We start from the raw sequence: 15,521 nt of genomic DNA, 5'->3' as shown, positions 1-15,521 counted from the left end.
TCCATCCAACCCACCCCCCCGATTCTTTCCTTCCATGGCACGCGAGAAGTTCGAGAGGAACAAGCCTCACGTCAACATCGGCACCATCGGTCACGTTGACCACGGCAAGACCACCCTCACCGCCGCCATCACCAACGTGCTGGCGTCGCAGGGCATGGCCAAGGCCCAGGCCTACGACGAGATCGACGGCGCCCCTGAAGAGAAGGAGCGGGGGATCACGATCAACACAGCTCACGTCGAGTACGAGACCAACAAGCGTCATTACGCCCACGTCGACTGCCCCGGCCACGCTGACTACGTCAAGAACATGATCACCGGTGCCGCCCAGATGGACGGCGCCATCCTGGTGGTGGCCGCCACCGACGGCCCCATGGCCCAGACCAAGGAGCACATCCTTCTGGCCAAGCAGGTGGGCGTGCCCGCGCTGGTGGTGTTCCTGAACAAGAAGGACATGGTCGACGACGAGGAAATCCTCGAGCTCGTCGAACTGGAGATGCGCGAGCTGCTGAGCAGCTACGACTTCCCTGGCGACGACATCCCCGTGATCGCGGGTTCCGCCCTCAAGGCTCTTGAGTACATCCAGGCCGGCAAGAAAGCCGTGCGTGGCGAAGACGAGTGGGTCGACAAAATCCTCGACCTCATGGATGCGGTCGACGAGGCGATCCCCGAACCCGAGCGTGAGATCGACAAGCCCTTCCTGATGGCCGTCGAAGACGTCTTCTCGATCACCGGCCGCGGCACCGTCGCCACCGGCCGTATCGAGCGCGGCAAAGTGAAAGTGGGCGAAACCGTCCAGATCGTTGGTATCCGCGACACGCGCGAAACCACCGTCACCGGCGTGGAGATGTTCCGCAAGCTGCTCGACGAGGGCATGGCAGGCGACAACGTCGGTCTGCTCCTGCGCGGCGTCCAGAAAGAGGACATCGAGCGTGGCATGGTGCTGGTGAAGCCCAACTCCATCAAGCCCCACACCAAGTTCGAAGGTGAGGTCTACGTGCTCAAGAAGGAAGAGGGTGGTCGTCACACCCCCTTCTTCGCTGGCTACCGCCCGCAGTTCTACATCCGCACCACCGACGTGACCGGCCAGATCACGGCCTTCACCGCCGATGACGGCACCAACGTGGAGATGGTGATGCCCGGCGACCGCATCAAGATGAGCGCCGAGCTGATCTGCCCGGTCGCCATCGAGCAGGGCATGCGCTTCGCCATCCGCGAGGGCGGCCGCACCATCGGTGCTGGCGTGGTCTCCAAGATCGTTCTGTGAGGCTGATCTAGCCCTCTGGGGGGAGCGTCTCCTGAGAGAAGCTCCCCTTTTCGGAACCACCGGTTCCCCGTGCACCTCGACAATCCGTTTCAGCGGCGCTGCCGCCGCCCTTCGCCCGCGCTTCCCTTCCGATGACCGCTTCCATCCCCCAGCAGAAGATCCGCATCCGCCTGAAGGCCTTCGATCGCCGCATGCTGGATCTGTCCTGCGAAAAAATCATCGAGACTGCCGATCACACCGCTGCCACGGCGGTCGGTCCGATCCCCCTGCCCACCAAGCGCAAGATCTACTGCGTGCTGCGCTCGCCTCACGTCGACAAGGATTCCCGTGAGCACTTCGAGACCCGCACCCACCGCCGGATCATCGACATTTACAGCCCCAGCTCCAAGACCATCGACGCCCTGATGAAGCTCGACCTGCCCAGTGGTGTGGACATCGAGGTCAAGCTCTGATGCTGATGGGGCCATGCGGCCATCGCCCGGCGGGTCGGTGTTTCTAGGATCGATTCAAACTTGAGATGCTCTGGTTGATCCTTTCGTTGCCGTCCCCCGATCGCCCCTCTCCCCCTGCCGCCAGCGGCAACATCCGCGCGTGACTGATCTGGCCGTCAGGGAATTGCCCCTGTTTCCCCTGCCTGATGTGGTGCTCTTCCCCCAGGAGGTGTTGCCGCTTCACATCTTTGAGCCGCGGTATCGCATGATGCTGCGCACGGCGATGTCCGAGGATCGGCGCTTCGGCGTGGTGCGCTGGGACCCCCAGAGCAAACGCATGGCGGAAGTCGGCTGTTGCGCCGAGATCCTCCACTGCCAGGTCCAGGACGACGACCGCAGCAACATCGTCACGATGGGCCAGCAGCGCTTCCGGGTCCTCGACATCGTGCGCGATACGCCCTTCCGGGTGGGCATGGTCAGCTGGATCGAGGACACCGTGAGCGAGAGCCACGAGGAGCTCGAGACGCTCACCAGCACGGTCACCCGGGCCCTCAGGGACGTCGTCGACCTCACCGGCAAGCTGATCGGCAAGCCCTCGTCGCTGCCCGCCGACCTGCCTGATCTGCCGCGGGAACTCTCCTTCTGGATCGGCGCCCACCTCGGCGGGCCGGTGGCCGATCACCAGCAGGCCCTGCTGGAGATCACCGACACCGGCGAACGCCTGCGCCAGGAATACGAACTGCTGGACCAGACCCGACGGCAACTGGCGGCCCGCACCGTCCTCAAGGACACCTTCTCCAACCTCGGCGACGACGACAACGAGGCCTGAACCATGGCGAGTCTGTTCCCGGGCGGCGTCCTGCTGCCCCTCCTGGTGACGGGGGGTGTGCTTGTTGGGGTCCTGGTGGCCCGGCTCTGGCAGCGCCGCTCAAGGGCCTACCTGTCAGCGGCCAGCGTTGCCGCCGCCTACGACCGCTGGACGGACGACCGGCTGCTGGAGCGTCTGTGGGGCGAGCACGTGCATCTGGGGCATTACGGCGATCCCGCCGAACCACGGGATTTCCGGGCCGCCAAGGCCGCCTTTGTGCACGAACTGGTCCGCTGGAGCGGCCTCGACCGTCTGCCCCCCGGCAGCCGGGTGCTGGATGTGGGCTGCGGCATCGGCGGCAGCGCCCGTATCCTGGCCCGGGACTACGGCTTCCAGGTGCTGGGCATCAGCATCAGTCCGGCCCAGATCGCCAGGGCACGGGAGCTCACGCCCGCCGACCTGCCGGACTGCCGCTTCGCCGTCATGGACGCCCTGGCCCTGGATCTGCCGGACGGAGCTGCCGATGCGGGCTTTGACGCGGTCTGGAGCGTGGAGGCCGGCCCCCACATGCCCGACAAGCAGCGCTACGCCGATGAGATGCTGCGCGTGCTGCGGCCGGGGGGCTGCCTGGCGGTGGCCGACTGGAACCGCCGCGATCCGGCCGTCGCCCCCATGAACCGGCTGGAGCGTTGGGTGATGCGCCAACTGCTCGACCAGTGGGCCCATCCGGAATTCGCCAGCATTCCTTCCCTGAGGAGGAACCTCGAGACCAGCCCCTGGAACCGCGGTCTGCCGATCAGCACCGCCGACTGGACCGCGGCCACCCTGCCTTCATGGGTGGATTCCATCGTTGAGGGGGTGCGCCGCCCCGGGGCAGTGCTGGGTCTGGGGCCGCGGGCCGTGGTTCAGGGCCTGCGGGAAACCCCGACACTGCTGTTGATGGACTGGGCCTTCCGCACCGGTCTGATGCAGTTCGGCGTCTTCCGCGGCCCCTTGCCGCCCAGCGATGCTGACCAAGCCCCAGCGCTCAGGGCGTCTTCTCTTCGGCGGCGAGGTTGCTGAGGGGGTAGGCGCCGAACAGGGCCAGGTGTTCACAGAGGGGGGTCAGATCGGCGATCGCCCCCTCCAACGGGGAGGCTCCCTCGGGAAGTTCGAGATCGACGAAGAAGATGTACTCGCCCATTTCCCGCTTCGAGGGGCGTGACTCGATGCGGCTCATGTTCAGCCCCTGCCGGGCGAAACAGCCCAGCGACTCCAACAGGGCCCCGGGGCGGTTGGAGTGGAGCGAGAACGCCAAGCTGGCGTAGGGACCCCGTTGGGAGCGTTCCCCGCGCCGCAGCAACAGGAAGCGGGTGCAGTTGCCAGGTACGTCATTGATCGGGTAGGCCAGCACCTCCAGGCCATGCTCGGCGGCCGCCTCCAGCGAGGCGATGGCGCCCCGGAAGCGGCTGCCCCGCACCAATCGCGCCGCCTCGGCGGTGGAGCTGGTGGGCAGCTGCAACGCCTGGGGCAGCTGTTCCCCCAGCCACAGGCTGCACTGGGCCAGGGCCTGGGGGTGGGAGAGCACCTCACTGATCCCCTCCAGCGGACCACTCCCCAGCAGCGCATGGCGGATGGGCAGCACCAGGGCCCGGGCCACCGCCAGGTCCGGGTGCTCCCAAAGGGCATCCAGACAGCTGGTGACACCCCCCTCGACGGAGTTCTCCACCGGCACCACCGCCAGTTCGCAATCCCCTTCGGCCAGGGCCCGGATCACAGCGCGGATACCCTGCTGGGGCACGAACGCGACGCCTTCCAGGCCCTCCAGGCCCGCCAGTCGCTGCGCCGCCTGCTCGCCGTAGGTGCCGACGGGACCGAGAAAGGCAAGACGCATGGCGGGGGGCGGTCTGGGGTGATCGGTAGGATCATGGCCTGCCGGCCCGCAGGCCATGTCTCTGGCCTTCAGCGCCAGCCAGCAACTTGACCTTCCAGTGATCAGTGAAGCGGATCGCTTGCCCGCCTATCTGGACGACGAGCAGCGGGTGGTGCAGGCCCTGCTCGACCCCAGCCAGCTCGAACCCCTCGGCCCCGGCCGCTACCGCTACACCGTGAGCCAGGTGAAGGTGTTCCAGCTCCGGATTCAGCCCGTGGTGGAGCTGCAGGTCGTGCGCCGCAACGGGCGCCTGGAGCTGGAGGCCCTCGACTGCCAGCTCGAGGGGCTGGGACTGGTGGAGGATTTCCGCCTTGGCCTCTGCTCCTGGCTTGCCGCGGCCGACGGCGGCCTCACCGGCGAAGCCAGCCTCTCGGTGACCGTGAGCCGCCCCACCCTGCTGCAACTGATCCCCCCCAAGGTGCTGGAGGCCACGGGCCGCTCGGTGCTCGGCGGCATCCTGCTGGGCATCAGGACCCGGGTGAGTCAGCAGCTGCTGGGGGACTTCCAGCGCTGGTGTCGATCGAGCTGAGAAAACTGCGGCGGTGCAGGGGGGTGGGACCCAGTCGCAGGATCGCCTCCCGGTGCTGGGGCGTCCCATAGCCGGCATGGCGCTCCAGTCCGTAGCCGGGATGGCGCAGGGCCAGTCGAGCCAGCAGGGCATCCCGTTCCTGCTTGGCCAGCACACTGGCGGCGGCGATCGCCGCGCAGCGGCCATCACCCCGCACCAGGGTGGTCTGGGGTGCGGGCCACGGCCTCAGGGGCAGCACCCCATCCACCAGCAGCAGCAGGGGCGGCCGGGGCAGCCGCTGCAACGCCCGCAGCATCGCCCATTCGGTGGCCAGGCGCAGACCCCAGCGGTCGATTTCACTGGCGCTGGCCTGCCCCAGGGCCCAGGCCAGCGCGTGCTGCCGCAGCAGGGGAACCAGGGCCTGCCGGCGTCTGGCAGACAGTGCCTTGCTGTCGTTCAGACCCGCCGCCACCAGGGGAGCGAGGGCCGCCGCCGGCAGCACCACGGCCGCCGCGAACACAGGCCCGAACAGGCTGCCCCGGCCGACTTCGTCGACCCCGGCGCAGGAGGAGGGATCAAGCCCTCCCCAGACCGACGCCTCGGGGCTCCCGAGGGCGTCAGGACCGTGCGGATCAGTCCGAGGCAGAGGAACGGCGCCGGCGACGACGCGGTTCGCCGGCCTCACTGGTGGCCGCCTCGGCGGCGGCCACCGGAACCGGGGCCGCGACCGGTGTGGCCCTGCCAGGGGAACGACGTCTGGGCAGCGCCACGCTGACGAGCTCAGCGGGCTCGGCGACGGCTTCGGATTCGAACGGTGCCGGGGTGATCGCCAGAATGGGAATCACCTCGTGGTGATCGGGAGCCTCTGAGGCGTCGGAGACGTCGGGGGCGTCGAAGACCTCGGCAGCCTCCGAAGCTTCGCCGGTACCACTGCGGCCTTCGCCGTTCCTGCCGCGGCGGCGGCGACGGGAGCCGCTGGCGGCCAGCTGCTGGCGGGCTTCCTCGATGACGGCCTCCGGATCAGCGTCCGGGCGGACGACGCGCACCATCAGGCTCTCCCCCGTGGGGATCGGATCCAGCAACAGCGCCGGACTCAGGCCCATCCAGCCATAGACCAGCTCCTGCTCCGCGTCCATCGGCACGGCCAGCACTTCGGGCTCCTGGCGGCGCTGGGGTGCATCGGTGGAGGGGAGGGTCTCCTGGGAGACAGGCACGGCGGCGACACCGTTGCCAACGCCCTCGGCGAAACCACTCGCCACCGGGGCCTCAGCCCCGTCGGAACCGCGGCCGCCACGACCGCCACGCCGCCTCCGGCCACTGCCGCCGACCTCACCCCCCCCATTGGCGGGGCTGGCCACTTCAGCCCGGGCTGAAGCCGCCGAGCGCACCAGGCCGGAGACCGTGGCCAGGGGCTGGAGGGTGTCCTTGCCGGGAAGCACGGCCACATGGCCCAGGCCCCCACAACTGGGGCAGGCCCGCCCGAACAGTTCGTAGATGTTCTGACCCTGGCGCTTGCGGGTCAGCTCCACCAGGCCGAGTTCGGTGAGCTGGGCGATCTGGGGACGGGCCGTGTCGTCGCGGGAGGCCTGGGTGAAGTGCTCCAGCAACTGCAGCTGGTCGCGGCGGGACTCCATGTCGATGAAGTCGATGATCACCACGCCGCCGATGTTGCGCAGCTTCAACTGGCGGGCGATCTCCACCGCCGCCTCGCAGTTGGTCCACAGCACCGTCTCGCGGGCGTTGGCCGAGCGGGTGAACGATCCGGAGTTGACGTCGATGACCGTCAGGGCCTCGGTGGGCTCGATGATCACGTAGCCGCCGGAGGGGAGATCCACCCGGGGCTTGAGGGCATCCCGGATGGCCGCGTTGACCCGGTAGTGCTCGAGGATCTCGGTGGATTCGCCGTGGTGCTCCACCAGGAGATTGGCCTGGTCGGAGCCGAGGAACGCATTGACCCGCGCCACCGCATCGGCGCTGTCGACCACCACCCGCAGCACATCGGGGCTGTAGAGGTCGCGCAGCACCCGGTGGATGAAGTCCTCGTCGCGGTTGAGCAGCACCGGCGGCGAGGCCGTCTCGGCGGCCTGCTGGATCGACTCCCACTGACGCAGCAGGCCCTCGAGGTCGTCGATCAGCATGTCTTCGCTGACGTCCTCGGCCTCGGTGCGGATCAGCAGGCCGGCCCCGGGGGGCTTGATCAGCACACCAAGGGCCCGCAACCGGTTGCGCTCGTTCTCGCCGTTGATGCGCCGGGAGATGTTGACACCCTGGCCGTGGGGCTGGAGCACCAGGAAGCGGCCCGGCAAGGAGAGATTGCCGGTGAGCCGCGGCCCCTTGGTGCCCGTGGGCTCCTTCATCACCTGGACGAGCACCTTCTGCCTGGGCTCGAGCAACTCGGTGATGCCGGCACCTCCCTTCCTCAGGCGCAGCGGGCCTAGGTCGGTGATGTGGATGAAGCCGTTCTTCTCGCTTTCGCCGATGTTGACGAACGCCGCATCAATCCCGGGCAACACGTTTTCAACGGTGCCGAGGTAGACGTCGCCGATCTGATAGCGACCCTGGGCGACGATCAGTTCATCGACGCGTTCGTCGTTGAGCACTGCGGCGATCCGCAACTGCTCAGCGATGACGATCTGCTGGGGCATGGAAGAGATGGTGGGCTCGGTGGAGCCCTGCCAGAGGGCAGGTGGAGGGAAGGAATCGGACGCCGACCGTGACGGTCGCGCAGCCACTGGAAAGGAACAGACCGGACTCCGGTAACAATGGAATCGGCTGTTTGCCTGGTACAAACTCCTGAAACCAGGAGCCTGAGAAGGGATAAGACGTCGTCGGGCCGGCAGCGTGGCGGAAGGGATGACGTCCCTTCCCGATGCGAAGCAACGAAGACCGAACCAAGCAGTGTTGACTTAAATCGCGCTTACGCGGAGGAGCTTCTAGAAAGCATCCCTGTTGCAGAAGCGTCTGGGCAGAGCAGGACGAAGGGGAGGATCCCTGCGATTCCTGTATCTGTCTAGGGCGAACTTAGCATGCGTCCAGCCGAAGGCAACGGCGCTGGACCGGCCCCAGGACCAGGGGCCGGCCCAGCGACTCGCCCAGCCAATGGCGCAGATGTTCGGGCCGCAGGCTGCGGCCCTGGGAATCCACGGCGGCCTCCAGATCCAGCACCAACCCCGGCCCTCCCGGCAACTGGTCCTCCAGAGGCACCGCCCGGAGGGCGAGCAGGTAGGGGCGGCAGTCCCGCTGGCGGGGGCGGCCCTTCTTGTCCTGGTCCTGCCAGGGCAGGGTGGTGGCCTCCAGCAGCGCAGCGATGGCAGCCGACCACTGGGACGGCACCGGAGCCGGCAGACCGGGCGCCGGCAGCAGGGCCATCCGCCAGTGGGCGGCGCGGATCTGCTGGGCCAGGCCAGGGGTCGCCAGGGGCATGGCCTGGACCGAATGCAAGCTCAGCTCGTCGCTGAGTTCCCCCTGCAGGCGCTGGCGGGCCGTCTCCGGATCGATCGGGGCGGCGAAGTCGAGGTCGAGCCACTCGCCCAGGCCCTCCACCCCCAGGGGCAGGGGCAGCGCCACCTGCAGCCGCGGCAGGGGGTGGAATCCGCCCGTGAAGCTCACCGGCAGGCCGCTGCGCCTCAGGGCTCGCTCCAGCAGGCGCAGCGTGTCCAGGTGGCTGATCAGGGCCAGGGAGCCGGTCTTGGCGAAGCCGAAGCGCAGCCGGCAGACCCTTTCGCTGGCCGGGGCCCGTGGCGGGATCGGCGGCGGAACCGGGGGCGCCGGGATCACCACGTTGTGGCCCAGCTCAGGGCCGCAGACGCCGCAGCTGCTGCAGCCCTCGAAGGAACAATCCGGCACCACCGCCGCCGCCAGGGCCCGACGGAGGTCCTCCGCCAGCCAGGTCTTGTCGACGCCGGAATCGATGTGGTCCCAGGGGAGCGGCTGACGGCAGAAGGCCTCGAGATCGCCGGCGGCGAAGGCCTCCGCCGCACTCCAGCCGCCCATTTCCAGGGCGCGGTAGGAGCCCCCCAGGCCAGCCGCCTCGATGGCGCCGGTCCAGGCGGCATGGGTGCGCTCGGCCGATTCGAACCAGGCATCCAGACCGGCTCCCGCCCGCCAGGCCGCCTCGATCACCGGCGCCAGCCGCCGGTCACCGCGGCCGACGAAGTCCTCCACCGCCGACAGCCGCACATCGGTGTAGTTGGTCTTGATGCCCCGCAGCGGCCTCAGGGCGTCGCGCAACAGCTGCTGCCGGCGCCGGAACTCCGCCGTGGACACGCTGTGCCACTGGAACGGCGTGTGGGGCTTGGGGGTGAAATTGCTGATCGTCAGGTTGAGCTGCAGCCGGCCCAGATCACGGCACTGATGCTGCAACGCGCGGCAGGTGTCGACGATGCCGAGCACGTCGGCGTCGGTCTCGCCCGGCAGGCCGATCATGAAATAGAGCTTCACCCGGGTGTAGCCGTTCTCCATGGCGGTGCGGAGGCCGCGCAGCAGTTCCGCATCGGTGAGTCCCTTGTTGACGATGTCCCGCAGGCGCTGGGTGCCTGCTTCGGGGGCGAAGGTGAGCCCGGCCCGGCGGGTGCCGCCAAGGATGTGGGCGATGGAATCGTCAAAGCGGTCGACCCGCTGGCTGGGCAGGGTGAGGCTGACGTTGTGTTCCGCCAGCCGGTTGCGCAGCTCCACCCCCACCGCCGGCAGGGACAGGTAATCGCTGCAGCTGAGGGAGAGCAGGGAGAAGTCGCTGTAGCCGGTGCGCAGCATGCCCTCCTCCACCGCCTCGATGACCGCCTCGGGCTCCACATCCCGGGCCGGGCGCGTCAGCATCCCCGGCTGGCAGAAGCGGCAGCCACGGGTGCAGCCGCGGCGGATCTCCACGGTGAGCCGGTCGTGGACGGTTTCGATGTGGGGAACCAGGCCCATGGCGTAGTGGGGCATGGGGGTGGCGGTGCGCCGCTGGATCCGGGGGGTCAGGCCGGGCTCCAGCGGCAGCAGGCTCACCCCATCGGGCCCTGGCGCATACAGGGACGGGACGTAGACCCCCGGCACCTCGGCCAGATCCCGCAGCAGGGCCCGGCGGCCCAGGCCGGCAGCGCGACCCTCGGCCACCACCAGGCCGATCTCGGGCAGCAGCTCCTCGCCGTCCCCCAGGGCCAGGAAATCGAAGAACGGCGCGAAGGGCTCGGGGTTACCGGTGGCGGTGGGTCCGCCGGCGAAGATCAGTGGCGGTGCCTCAGGATCGTCCAGGGGAAGGTCGCCCCGGTCGGCGGCACGGATCGGGATGCCGGCCAGATCCAGCATCTCGAGGATGTTGGTGCCGCCGAGTTCGTAGCTGAGGCTGAAGCCGAGGATGTCGAAGGCGGCCAGGGGGCGGTGGCTTTCCACCGCGAACAGGGGCGCGTTCCGCTCCCGCAGCCGGACCGCCAGATCGGGCGCCGGCAGGTAGGCGCGATCGCAGAGCTGGCCGGGGACGGCGTTGAGGATGGAATAGAGCAGTACGTGGCCGAGGTTGCTGGCGCCGACCTCGTAGACCTCCGGATAGGTGAGGGCCCAGCGCACCCGGGCGGCCGACCAGTCCCGGGGCTCCACCCCCCGCTCGTTGCCCAGATAGCGGGCCGGGCGGGAGATGCTGCTGTCCACCAGCGCGGCGAAGTCGATCGGCGCAACGGTCAAGGCCATGGCCTGCGGGCTGGAAACCGATGGTAGGCAGGCCGCACCGCGCCATAGGAAGATGCCGCCACGCCCAGCCGCCACGCCTTCCGCTTCCCTCCCATGGTTCAGGTCAACGACAGCTATCTCAAGCTCAAGGCGGGCTATCTGTTCCCCGAGATCGCCCGACGCGTCAAGGCCTTCAGCGAGGCCCATCCCGAGGCTCCCGTGATCCGCCTGGGCATCGGCGACGTCACCGAACCGCTGCCGGCGGCCTGCCGCGAGGCGATGAAGCAGGCCATTGAGGCCATGGGCACCAGGGAGGGCTTCCACGGCTACGGTCCCGAGCAGGGCTACGCCTGGCTGCGGGAGGCCATCGCCCGCCACGACTTCCAGTCCCGCGGCTGCGAGGTGAGCGCCGAGGAGATCTTCGTCTCCGACGGCTCCAAGTGCGACAGCAGCAACATCCTCGACATCCTCGGGGCCGGCAACCGCATCGCCGTCACCGATCCGGTCTACCCGGTGTACGTGGACAGCAACGTGATGGCGGGCCGCACCGGCGAGGCCGACGCCGGCGGACGCTATGGGGGACTCACCTACCTGCCGATCACCGCCGCCAACGGTTTTGTCGCCCCCCTGCCGGAGCAGCCGGTCGACCTGATCTACCTCTGCTTCCCCAACAATCCGACCGGTGCCGTTGCCACCCAGGAGCAGCTGAAGCAATGGGTGGACTATGCCCTGGCCCACGACGCCCTGATCCTGTTTGACGCCGCCTACGAGGCGTTCATCACCGATCCCGAGCTGCCCCACTCCATCTACGAGATCGAAGGGGCGCGACGCTGCGCGATCGAGTTCCGCTCCTTCTCCAAGAACGCCGGCTTCACCGGCACCCGCTGCGCCTTCACCGTGGTGCCCCGGGGGCTCACCGGCCGATCGGCGGCCGGCGAGCCGGTGGAGCTGTGGGGTCTGTGGAACCGGCGCCAGAGCACCAAGTTCAACGGGGTGAGCTACATCGTGCAGCGGGGGGCCGAGGCGGTGTACTCCCCGAAAGGCCAGGAACAGGTGCGGGCCCTGGTTGGGTTCTACATGGAGAATGCGGCCATCATCCGCCGTGAACTGGCGGCCGCCGGGCTGCAGGTTTACGGCGGCGAGCAGGCCCCCTACGTGTGGATCAAGACCCCCGACGGACTGGATTCCTGGGGCTTCTTCGACCATCTGCTCGGCAAGGCCCATGTGGTGGGCACCCCAGGCAGCGGCTTCGGGGCCGCCGGAGAAGGCTATTTCCGCCTGTCGGCGTTCAACTCCCGCGCCAACGTCGACGAGGCGATGCGCCGGATCCGGGAGCTTTGAGATTCAGAAGATACCAGTTCAAAGCTACACTTCGGGCATCGATTGAAAGCATAATCAATTCGAGCTACGAATCCCTCGGAAAGCTTTCAGTTGGACTCCCGCACACTCATCTCCAACATTCGAGTCGGAGGCAGATCGCGCGGAAGAGAAGCATGTCAGATGAAATCCCCTGGAAGTTGGAGATAGTCTGTAAATCTCTGAAGTCCTCATTCTCCATCCGATACGCTGCAGCTCTCTAGACAGCATTCCGGCCTCGGCCTCTACTTCATCAGCGGAGAGCACAAGAATGGGCCTATCCCCTGAACGGGAAAGCAAGACGTGCCGTACCAACGTTTCAAGACTCGTAAAGTATTGACTCTTGGCAAGACTTTGTTTGGGCAGGGCGCGATGGTCTTCGTAGAAAGATCCAGCGGCATGCGGCTTCTTCCATTGTTCTCTCGCAGGAGAGTAAGATGAGAACGATTTGTTCAAGGACGAGCCAAACGCACTTCGCAAGACGATCTCTGCCGTGAATCGGTCGGGCATCATCACAACCACTTTTGACGGCCCTGTGGAGCTGATACGGAAAGGTGGATTCTCTGAATTCAGGCCAGCAAGACCGAGAAGCGTCATCTGATAAAGGCTTTGCTCATCTGCATACCGGAAACAACTTCTCAAGCACTGATCTCTGCTGAAAGCATAATCTCGCGCACAACGAATACAAGATTCTGGAAAGGTCGGAGGAGCAAGGAGGACGAATACATCTTTTACCACGCTCGCCACGCTTACTAACGAAAGAATCAACCAGGGAAAGACCCCCGTCACTGGGAAGCGCGCCGCCGACGGGGAAGCGCCAGCTTTATCAATACCAACAACTAGTGTTGTCGCAACAAGAGCCAACCAGAATCCGTCGCTACAAGGACTGTGCCTTTCAGCAGGCAGTAAGTCTCCTCTGCTCGCATAGATTAAAATGGAGCCAATCAAGGAAAAAGCGGCCAGACCTCCCCATAAGGAAGAAACTTCCGAGTGATTCGCTCTGAACAGCTTCACCAGGTTGCATACAAGGAGACCAAACGCAGCCAAGGAGAGCATGATCGAGACCTTGTCCCAAAGACCTGTCGTGCCCATAAATCTTCGCGACAGAAAGAATGACACAAATCGCGTCATCGCGGCGAGTATCTTTATCGGCAGATACACCAGATCTGCGCGAAGATTCTGAACGTTCCCAGAAGATCCTTGCAAGGGCCAGACTTTTAGCGCAGAGAGGCTCTTCTGAATCAACAACGGATGAGCGTACCAATAGAGGAACAGGCACCCAGCCAACGCCCAAAGCAGTAGGTATTCAGGCTTTCTATACTTAGGGAATCCCAAGGCCATGATGGGAGTGGCGACCCAAACTCCAAGGCCCAACCCCAGCGATAAGCAAGAAAGTATCGCAAGACAAATCAACAGGAGAAGTGAAAACCATCCACCGGAAGATCTCGATATGACAACCGCTGAAACCAGCAAGAAAAGGAAACTAAGAGAATAGGTCGAAAAGTAGTAATCAATCCAGCCTTGTTGGTGGTAGAGAGTGAACAAGATCAGCGAAAAGAGCAGCATCGCCAACGACCTCACATTGGGCGTCAGATGCACGCCTGGAAGACCGGCAGGAGAGAAGAGAATCCACAACAGACAAAGGTTGATAACCGCAACAAACCAAGTCGTCAGATTCAGGATAAATAGACAATGACCACTTAGATAGACAGAAGCGACAGCCAGCATGCGGATCAGCGCAGGCCGATGCCCCTCGTAGAACATGAGATAGTCTTCAATTTGCAAGTCATTGGTTCGAGCCTTGATGACCAGGTAAGTCGTATCCCACCATTGATCCCCTACTGGGATAGGCAATCCCCGCACCAGCACGAACCACAGAGCCAGACCAGCCGGCATCAGTGCCAAGCAGCCGAGCAGCCCAGGCTTTATTCGAAGACGGCTGAGTTGCATAACGCCTAGATTCGCAATGATTAGCAATCAATTAAGCCTCTCCATCTTGAGCGGCCAGTTGGGACATGAATACCACACAATGTTAGGCATCTCTCTCTAAGGGGGAATGTCATGGGTAGGGTTGACCATGTTCCAGAGGAGAAAACCGATGAAATGCGCTCCCGTAGCATTGCCTCTGGCTTTGCTCCGATGGGCATGAGGAGTCCATCCTTGCTGGGTTGCTCCCTAAACTTGAAAACCTTTCTGACGGCTCCGTCCATGTCCGTCCTTCAGCCCTGTCGCCAACCTCCCCACGCTTCGTGGCTCCTGAGCCCCCGCTCCGGGTTCCTGAACGAAAACCCGGCGGCGACCGAAACCCCCACCCGATCCCCGGGGGGCGCCGCCGTGATCGAGAAGGCGCCGGAGCGGGTGCGCAAGACCTCGCCCCGCTACAAGGTGCTGCTTCACAACGATCCCGTGAACAGCATGGAATACGTGGTGAATACCCTGCGCCAGGTGGTGCCCTCCCTGAGCGAGCAGGATGCCATCGCCGTGATGCTGGAAGCCCATAACACCGGCGTGGGACTGGTGATCGTCTGCGATCTGGAGCCGGCGGAGTTCTACAGCGAAACCCTCAAGGCCAAGGGCCTCACCAGCACGATCGAACCGGAGGCCTGAGTGCGCCCCCGCTGGATTGGCACCCTGCTTTACGTGCCGATGCTTTACGGGTTGGGCTGGCTGTTGGTGCAGCCGCTGGGGCTGCTGACACCAGCGATCCCTCGCGATCGGCTGGATCTGGTCGGCACAGCACTGGCGCTGCTGCTGTTGCTGCTCAGCCTGCCCCTGCGCATCCAGCGGGTCTGGGCAGAGAGAAGACCGTGGCGCCGGCTTGGGGTCACGGCGGCCCCCGCCTTGGTTGCGCAGGCTTTCCTGCGGGGGCTGCTCAAGGCAGGCCTGCTGCTGGCCCTGGTGACCGTTGTCCTTCTGACCAGCGGTCAGGCGTTCTGGCACGGATCACTCAGCGCACCCCAACTGCTCAATGGGATGGCCCTGTTACTCGGTGTGGGATTCGCCGAGGAGTTGCTGTTCCGCGGCTGGCTCTGGGGGGAACTGGAACTGCATCTGGGCACCAGCCCTGCCCTGTGGGGCCAGGCTCTGGTCTTCAGCCTTGTGCACACCCGCTTCAACTTGGGTCCCGTCGGTGCCGTGGGGCTGCTGGGCGGCCTGACGATGCTGGGGCTGGCCCTGGCCCTGCAACGGCGCGCCGATGGCGGTGTGCTGTGGGGGGCTGTGGGCTTGCACGGAGGCCTGGTGGGAGGCTGGTTTCTGCTGCAGGGCGGCTTGCTGGACCTGGCCCCAACGGCTTCTGCCTGGCTGGCGGGTCCGGGTGGTGCCCATCCCAACCCCATCGGTGGGGTGGTGGGTTGGCTGGGGCTGGGGGCTTTGCTGTGGGTTCTCAGCAAGGGGCCACAACTAAATACCACCCGGCGACAATACAATGAGTGAATGAATGGCTGAAGACAAGAATAACTATGCCGGGCCTAGCTCACACAATGACAGGACCTAAAGAGCCGATCAAACTATCCCCGTTGAGATCAAGACCAAAGGACGATTCCAGAGCCAATGCACCCGAGGAGTTAATTGCCACCACGGGATTACTGCTACTC

General features: G+C 65.7%; 13 protein-coding genes. 8 read left to right on the top strand and 5 right to left on the bottom strand.

The window, feature by feature from the left end:
* The first annotated feature begins 34 nt into the window (after positions 1-34).
* The 4 genes from tuf to KUG43_RS08645 all read left to right on the top strand — a co-directional run bounded on the left by tuf (position 35) and on the right by KUG43_RS08645 (position 3,565).
* Positions 35-1,264 (top strand): elongation factor Tu, encoded by a 1,230-nt coding sequence (gene tuf, locus KUG43_RS08660; protein ID WP_216908134.1) that lies wholly within the window; start codon positions 35-37, stop codon positions 1,262-1,264.
* A 131-nt stretch (positions 1,265-1,395) separates the two neighbouring features.
* Positions 1,396-1,716, top strand: a complete 321-nt coding sequence (rpsJ, locus tag KUG43_RS08655) for a 30S ribosomal protein S10 (protein WP_216908132.1) — start codon at positions 1,396-1,398, stop codon at positions 1,714-1,716.
* Between the two features lie 139 nt (positions 1,717-1,855).
* Complete coding sequence (locus KUG43_RS08650) at positions 1,856-2,524, top strand: LON peptidase substrate-binding domain-containing protein (protein ID WP_216908130.1); 669 nt, start codon at positions 1,856-1,858, stop codon at positions 2,522-2,524.
* 3 nt (positions 2,525-2,527) lie between these two features.
* Positions 2,528-3,565 carry a methyltransferase domain-containing protein gene (locus KUG43_RS08645; RefSeq protein WP_286194568.1) on the top strand — a complete coding sequence of 346 codons (1,038 nt, stop codon included), beginning with the start codon at positions 2,528-2,530 and terminating at the stop codon, positions 3,563-3,565.
* Here KUG43_RS08645 and pheA read toward each other — a convergent pair.
* A complete protein-coding gene (pheA, locus tag KUG43_RS08640) occupies positions 3,531-4,376 on the bottom strand; it encodes a prephenate dehydratase (RefSeq protein ID WP_216908128.1) in 846 nt (281 codons plus the stop codon). The two genes, KUG43_RS08645 and pheA, sit on opposite strands and share 35 nt — an antisense overlap.
* Positions 4,377-4,431: 55 nt before the next feature.
* Between pheA and KUG43_RS08635 the strand changes: the two genes are divergently transcribed.
* Positions 4,432-4,944, top strand: a complete 513-nt coding sequence (locus KUG43_RS08635; RefSeq protein ID WP_216908126.1) for a DUF1997 domain-containing protein — start codon at positions 4,432-4,434, stop codon at positions 4,942-4,944.
* On the opposite strand, the gene KUG43_RS08630 is transcribed toward KUG43_RS08635, so the two are convergent.
* The 3 genes from KUG43_RS08630 to KUG43_RS08620 all read right to left on the bottom strand — a co-directional run bounded on the left by KUG43_RS08630 (position 4,883) and on the right by KUG43_RS08620 (position 10,590).
* Positions 4,883-5,569 (bottom strand): ribonuclease HII, encoded by a 687-nt coding sequence (locus tag KUG43_RS08630; RefSeq protein WP_216908163.1) that lies wholly within the window; start codon positions 5,567-5,569, stop codon positions 4,883-4,885. The two genes, KUG43_RS08635 and KUG43_RS08630, sit on opposite strands and share 62 nt — an antisense overlap.
* Entirely contained in the window at positions 5,556-7,568 is a 2,013-nt protein-coding gene (locus tag KUG43_RS08625) for an Rne/Rng family ribonuclease (protein ID WP_216908124.1), read from the bottom strand. Before KUG43_RS08625 ends, KUG43_RS08630 begins: the two co-directional genes overlap by 14 nt.
* Positions 7,569-7,944: 376 nt before the next feature.
* Complete coding sequence (locus KUG43_RS08620; protein ID WP_216908122.1) at positions 7,945-10,590, bottom strand: TIGR03960 family B12-binding radical SAM protein; 2,646 nt, start codon at positions 10,588-10,590, stop codon at positions 7,945-7,947.
* A gap of 93 nt (positions 10,591-10,683) precedes the next feature.
* Here KUG43_RS08620 and KUG43_RS08615 point away from each other — a divergent pair, with 93 nt between their 5' ends.
* Positions 10,684-11,910: an LL-diaminopimelate aminotransferase gene (locus KUG43_RS08615; protein WP_216908120.1), complete on the top strand. Its 1,227-nt coding sequence runs from the start codon at positions 10,684-10,686 to the stop codon at positions 11,908-11,910.
* A gap of 54 nt (positions 11,911-11,964) precedes the next feature.
* Here KUG43_RS08615 and KUG43_RS08610 read toward each other — a convergent pair whose 3' ends face one another.
* Entirely contained in the window at positions 11,965-13,821 is a 1,857-nt protein-coding gene (locus KUG43_RS08610) for a hypothetical protein (RefSeq protein ID WP_216908118.1), read from the bottom strand.
* 312 nt (positions 13,822-14,133) lie between these two features.
* Between KUG43_RS08610 and clpS the strand changes: the two genes are divergently transcribed.
* Together clpS and KUG43_RS08600 are read left to right on the top strand one after the other, a co-directional pair.
* Positions 14,134-14,532: an ATP-dependent Clp protease adapter ClpS gene (gene clpS, locus KUG43_RS08605; protein ID WP_502988595.1), complete on the top strand. Its 399-nt coding sequence runs from the start codon at positions 14,134-14,136 to the stop codon at positions 14,530-14,532.
* Positions 14,533-15,360, top strand: coding sequence for a CPBP family intramembrane glutamic endopeptidase (locus tag KUG43_RS08600; RefSeq protein ID WP_353617980.1), 828 nt, complete (start codon positions 14,533-14,535; stop codon positions 15,358-15,360).
* The last annotated feature ends 161 nt before the right edge of the window (positions 15,361-15,521 follow it).

This window comes from Synechococcus sp. CCY 0621 (assembly GCF_019038465.1).
Classification (GTDB): domain Bacteria; phylum Cyanobacteriota; class Cyanobacteriia; order PCC-6307; family Cyanobiaceae; genus Cyanobium.
This window is presented reverse-complemented; position numbering and strand designations above follow the sequence as displayed.

Bases quoted from the DNA above. Each gene is read 5' to 3' on its own strand.
- tuf (WP_216908134.1), top strand. From the start codon at position 35: ATGGCACGCGAGAAGTTCGAGAGGAACAAGCCTCACGTCAACATCGGC.
- rpsJ (WP_216908132.1), top strand. From the start codon at position 1,396: ATGACCGCTTCCATCCCCCAGCAGAAGATCCGCATCCGCCTGAAGGCC.
- KUG43_RS08645 (WP_286194568.1), top strand. From the start codon at position 2,528: ATGGCGAGTCTGTTCCCGGGCGGCGTCCTGCTGCCCCTCCTGGTGACG.
- pheA (WP_216908128.1), bottom strand. From the start codon at position 4,376: ATGCGTCTTGCCTTTCTCGGTCCCGTCGGCACCTACGGCGAGCAGGCG.
- KUG43_RS08635 (WP_216908126.1), top strand. From the start codon at position 4,432: ATGTCTCTGGCCTTCAGCGCCAGCCAGCAACTTGACCTTCCAGTGATC.
- KUG43_RS08625 (WP_216908124.1), bottom strand. From the start codon at position 7,568: ATGCCCCAGCAGATCGTCATCGCTGAGCAGTTGCGGATCGCCGCAGTG.
- KUG43_RS08620 (WP_216908122.1), bottom strand. From the start codon at position 10,590: ATGGCCTTGACCGTTGCGCCGATCGACTTCGCCGCGCTGGTGGACAGC.
- KUG43_RS08615 (WP_216908120.1), top strand. From the start codon at position 10,684: ATGGTTCAGGTCAACGACAGCTATCTCAAGCTCAAGGCGGGCTATCTG.
- KUG43_RS08610 (WP_216908118.1), bottom strand. From the start codon at position 13,821: ATGCCGGCTGGTCTGGCTCTGTGGTTCGTGCTGGTGCGGGGATTGCCT.
- clpS (WP_502988595.1), top strand. From the start codon at position 14,134: ATGTCCGTCCTTCAGCCCTGTCGCCAACCTCCCCACGCTTCGTGGCTC.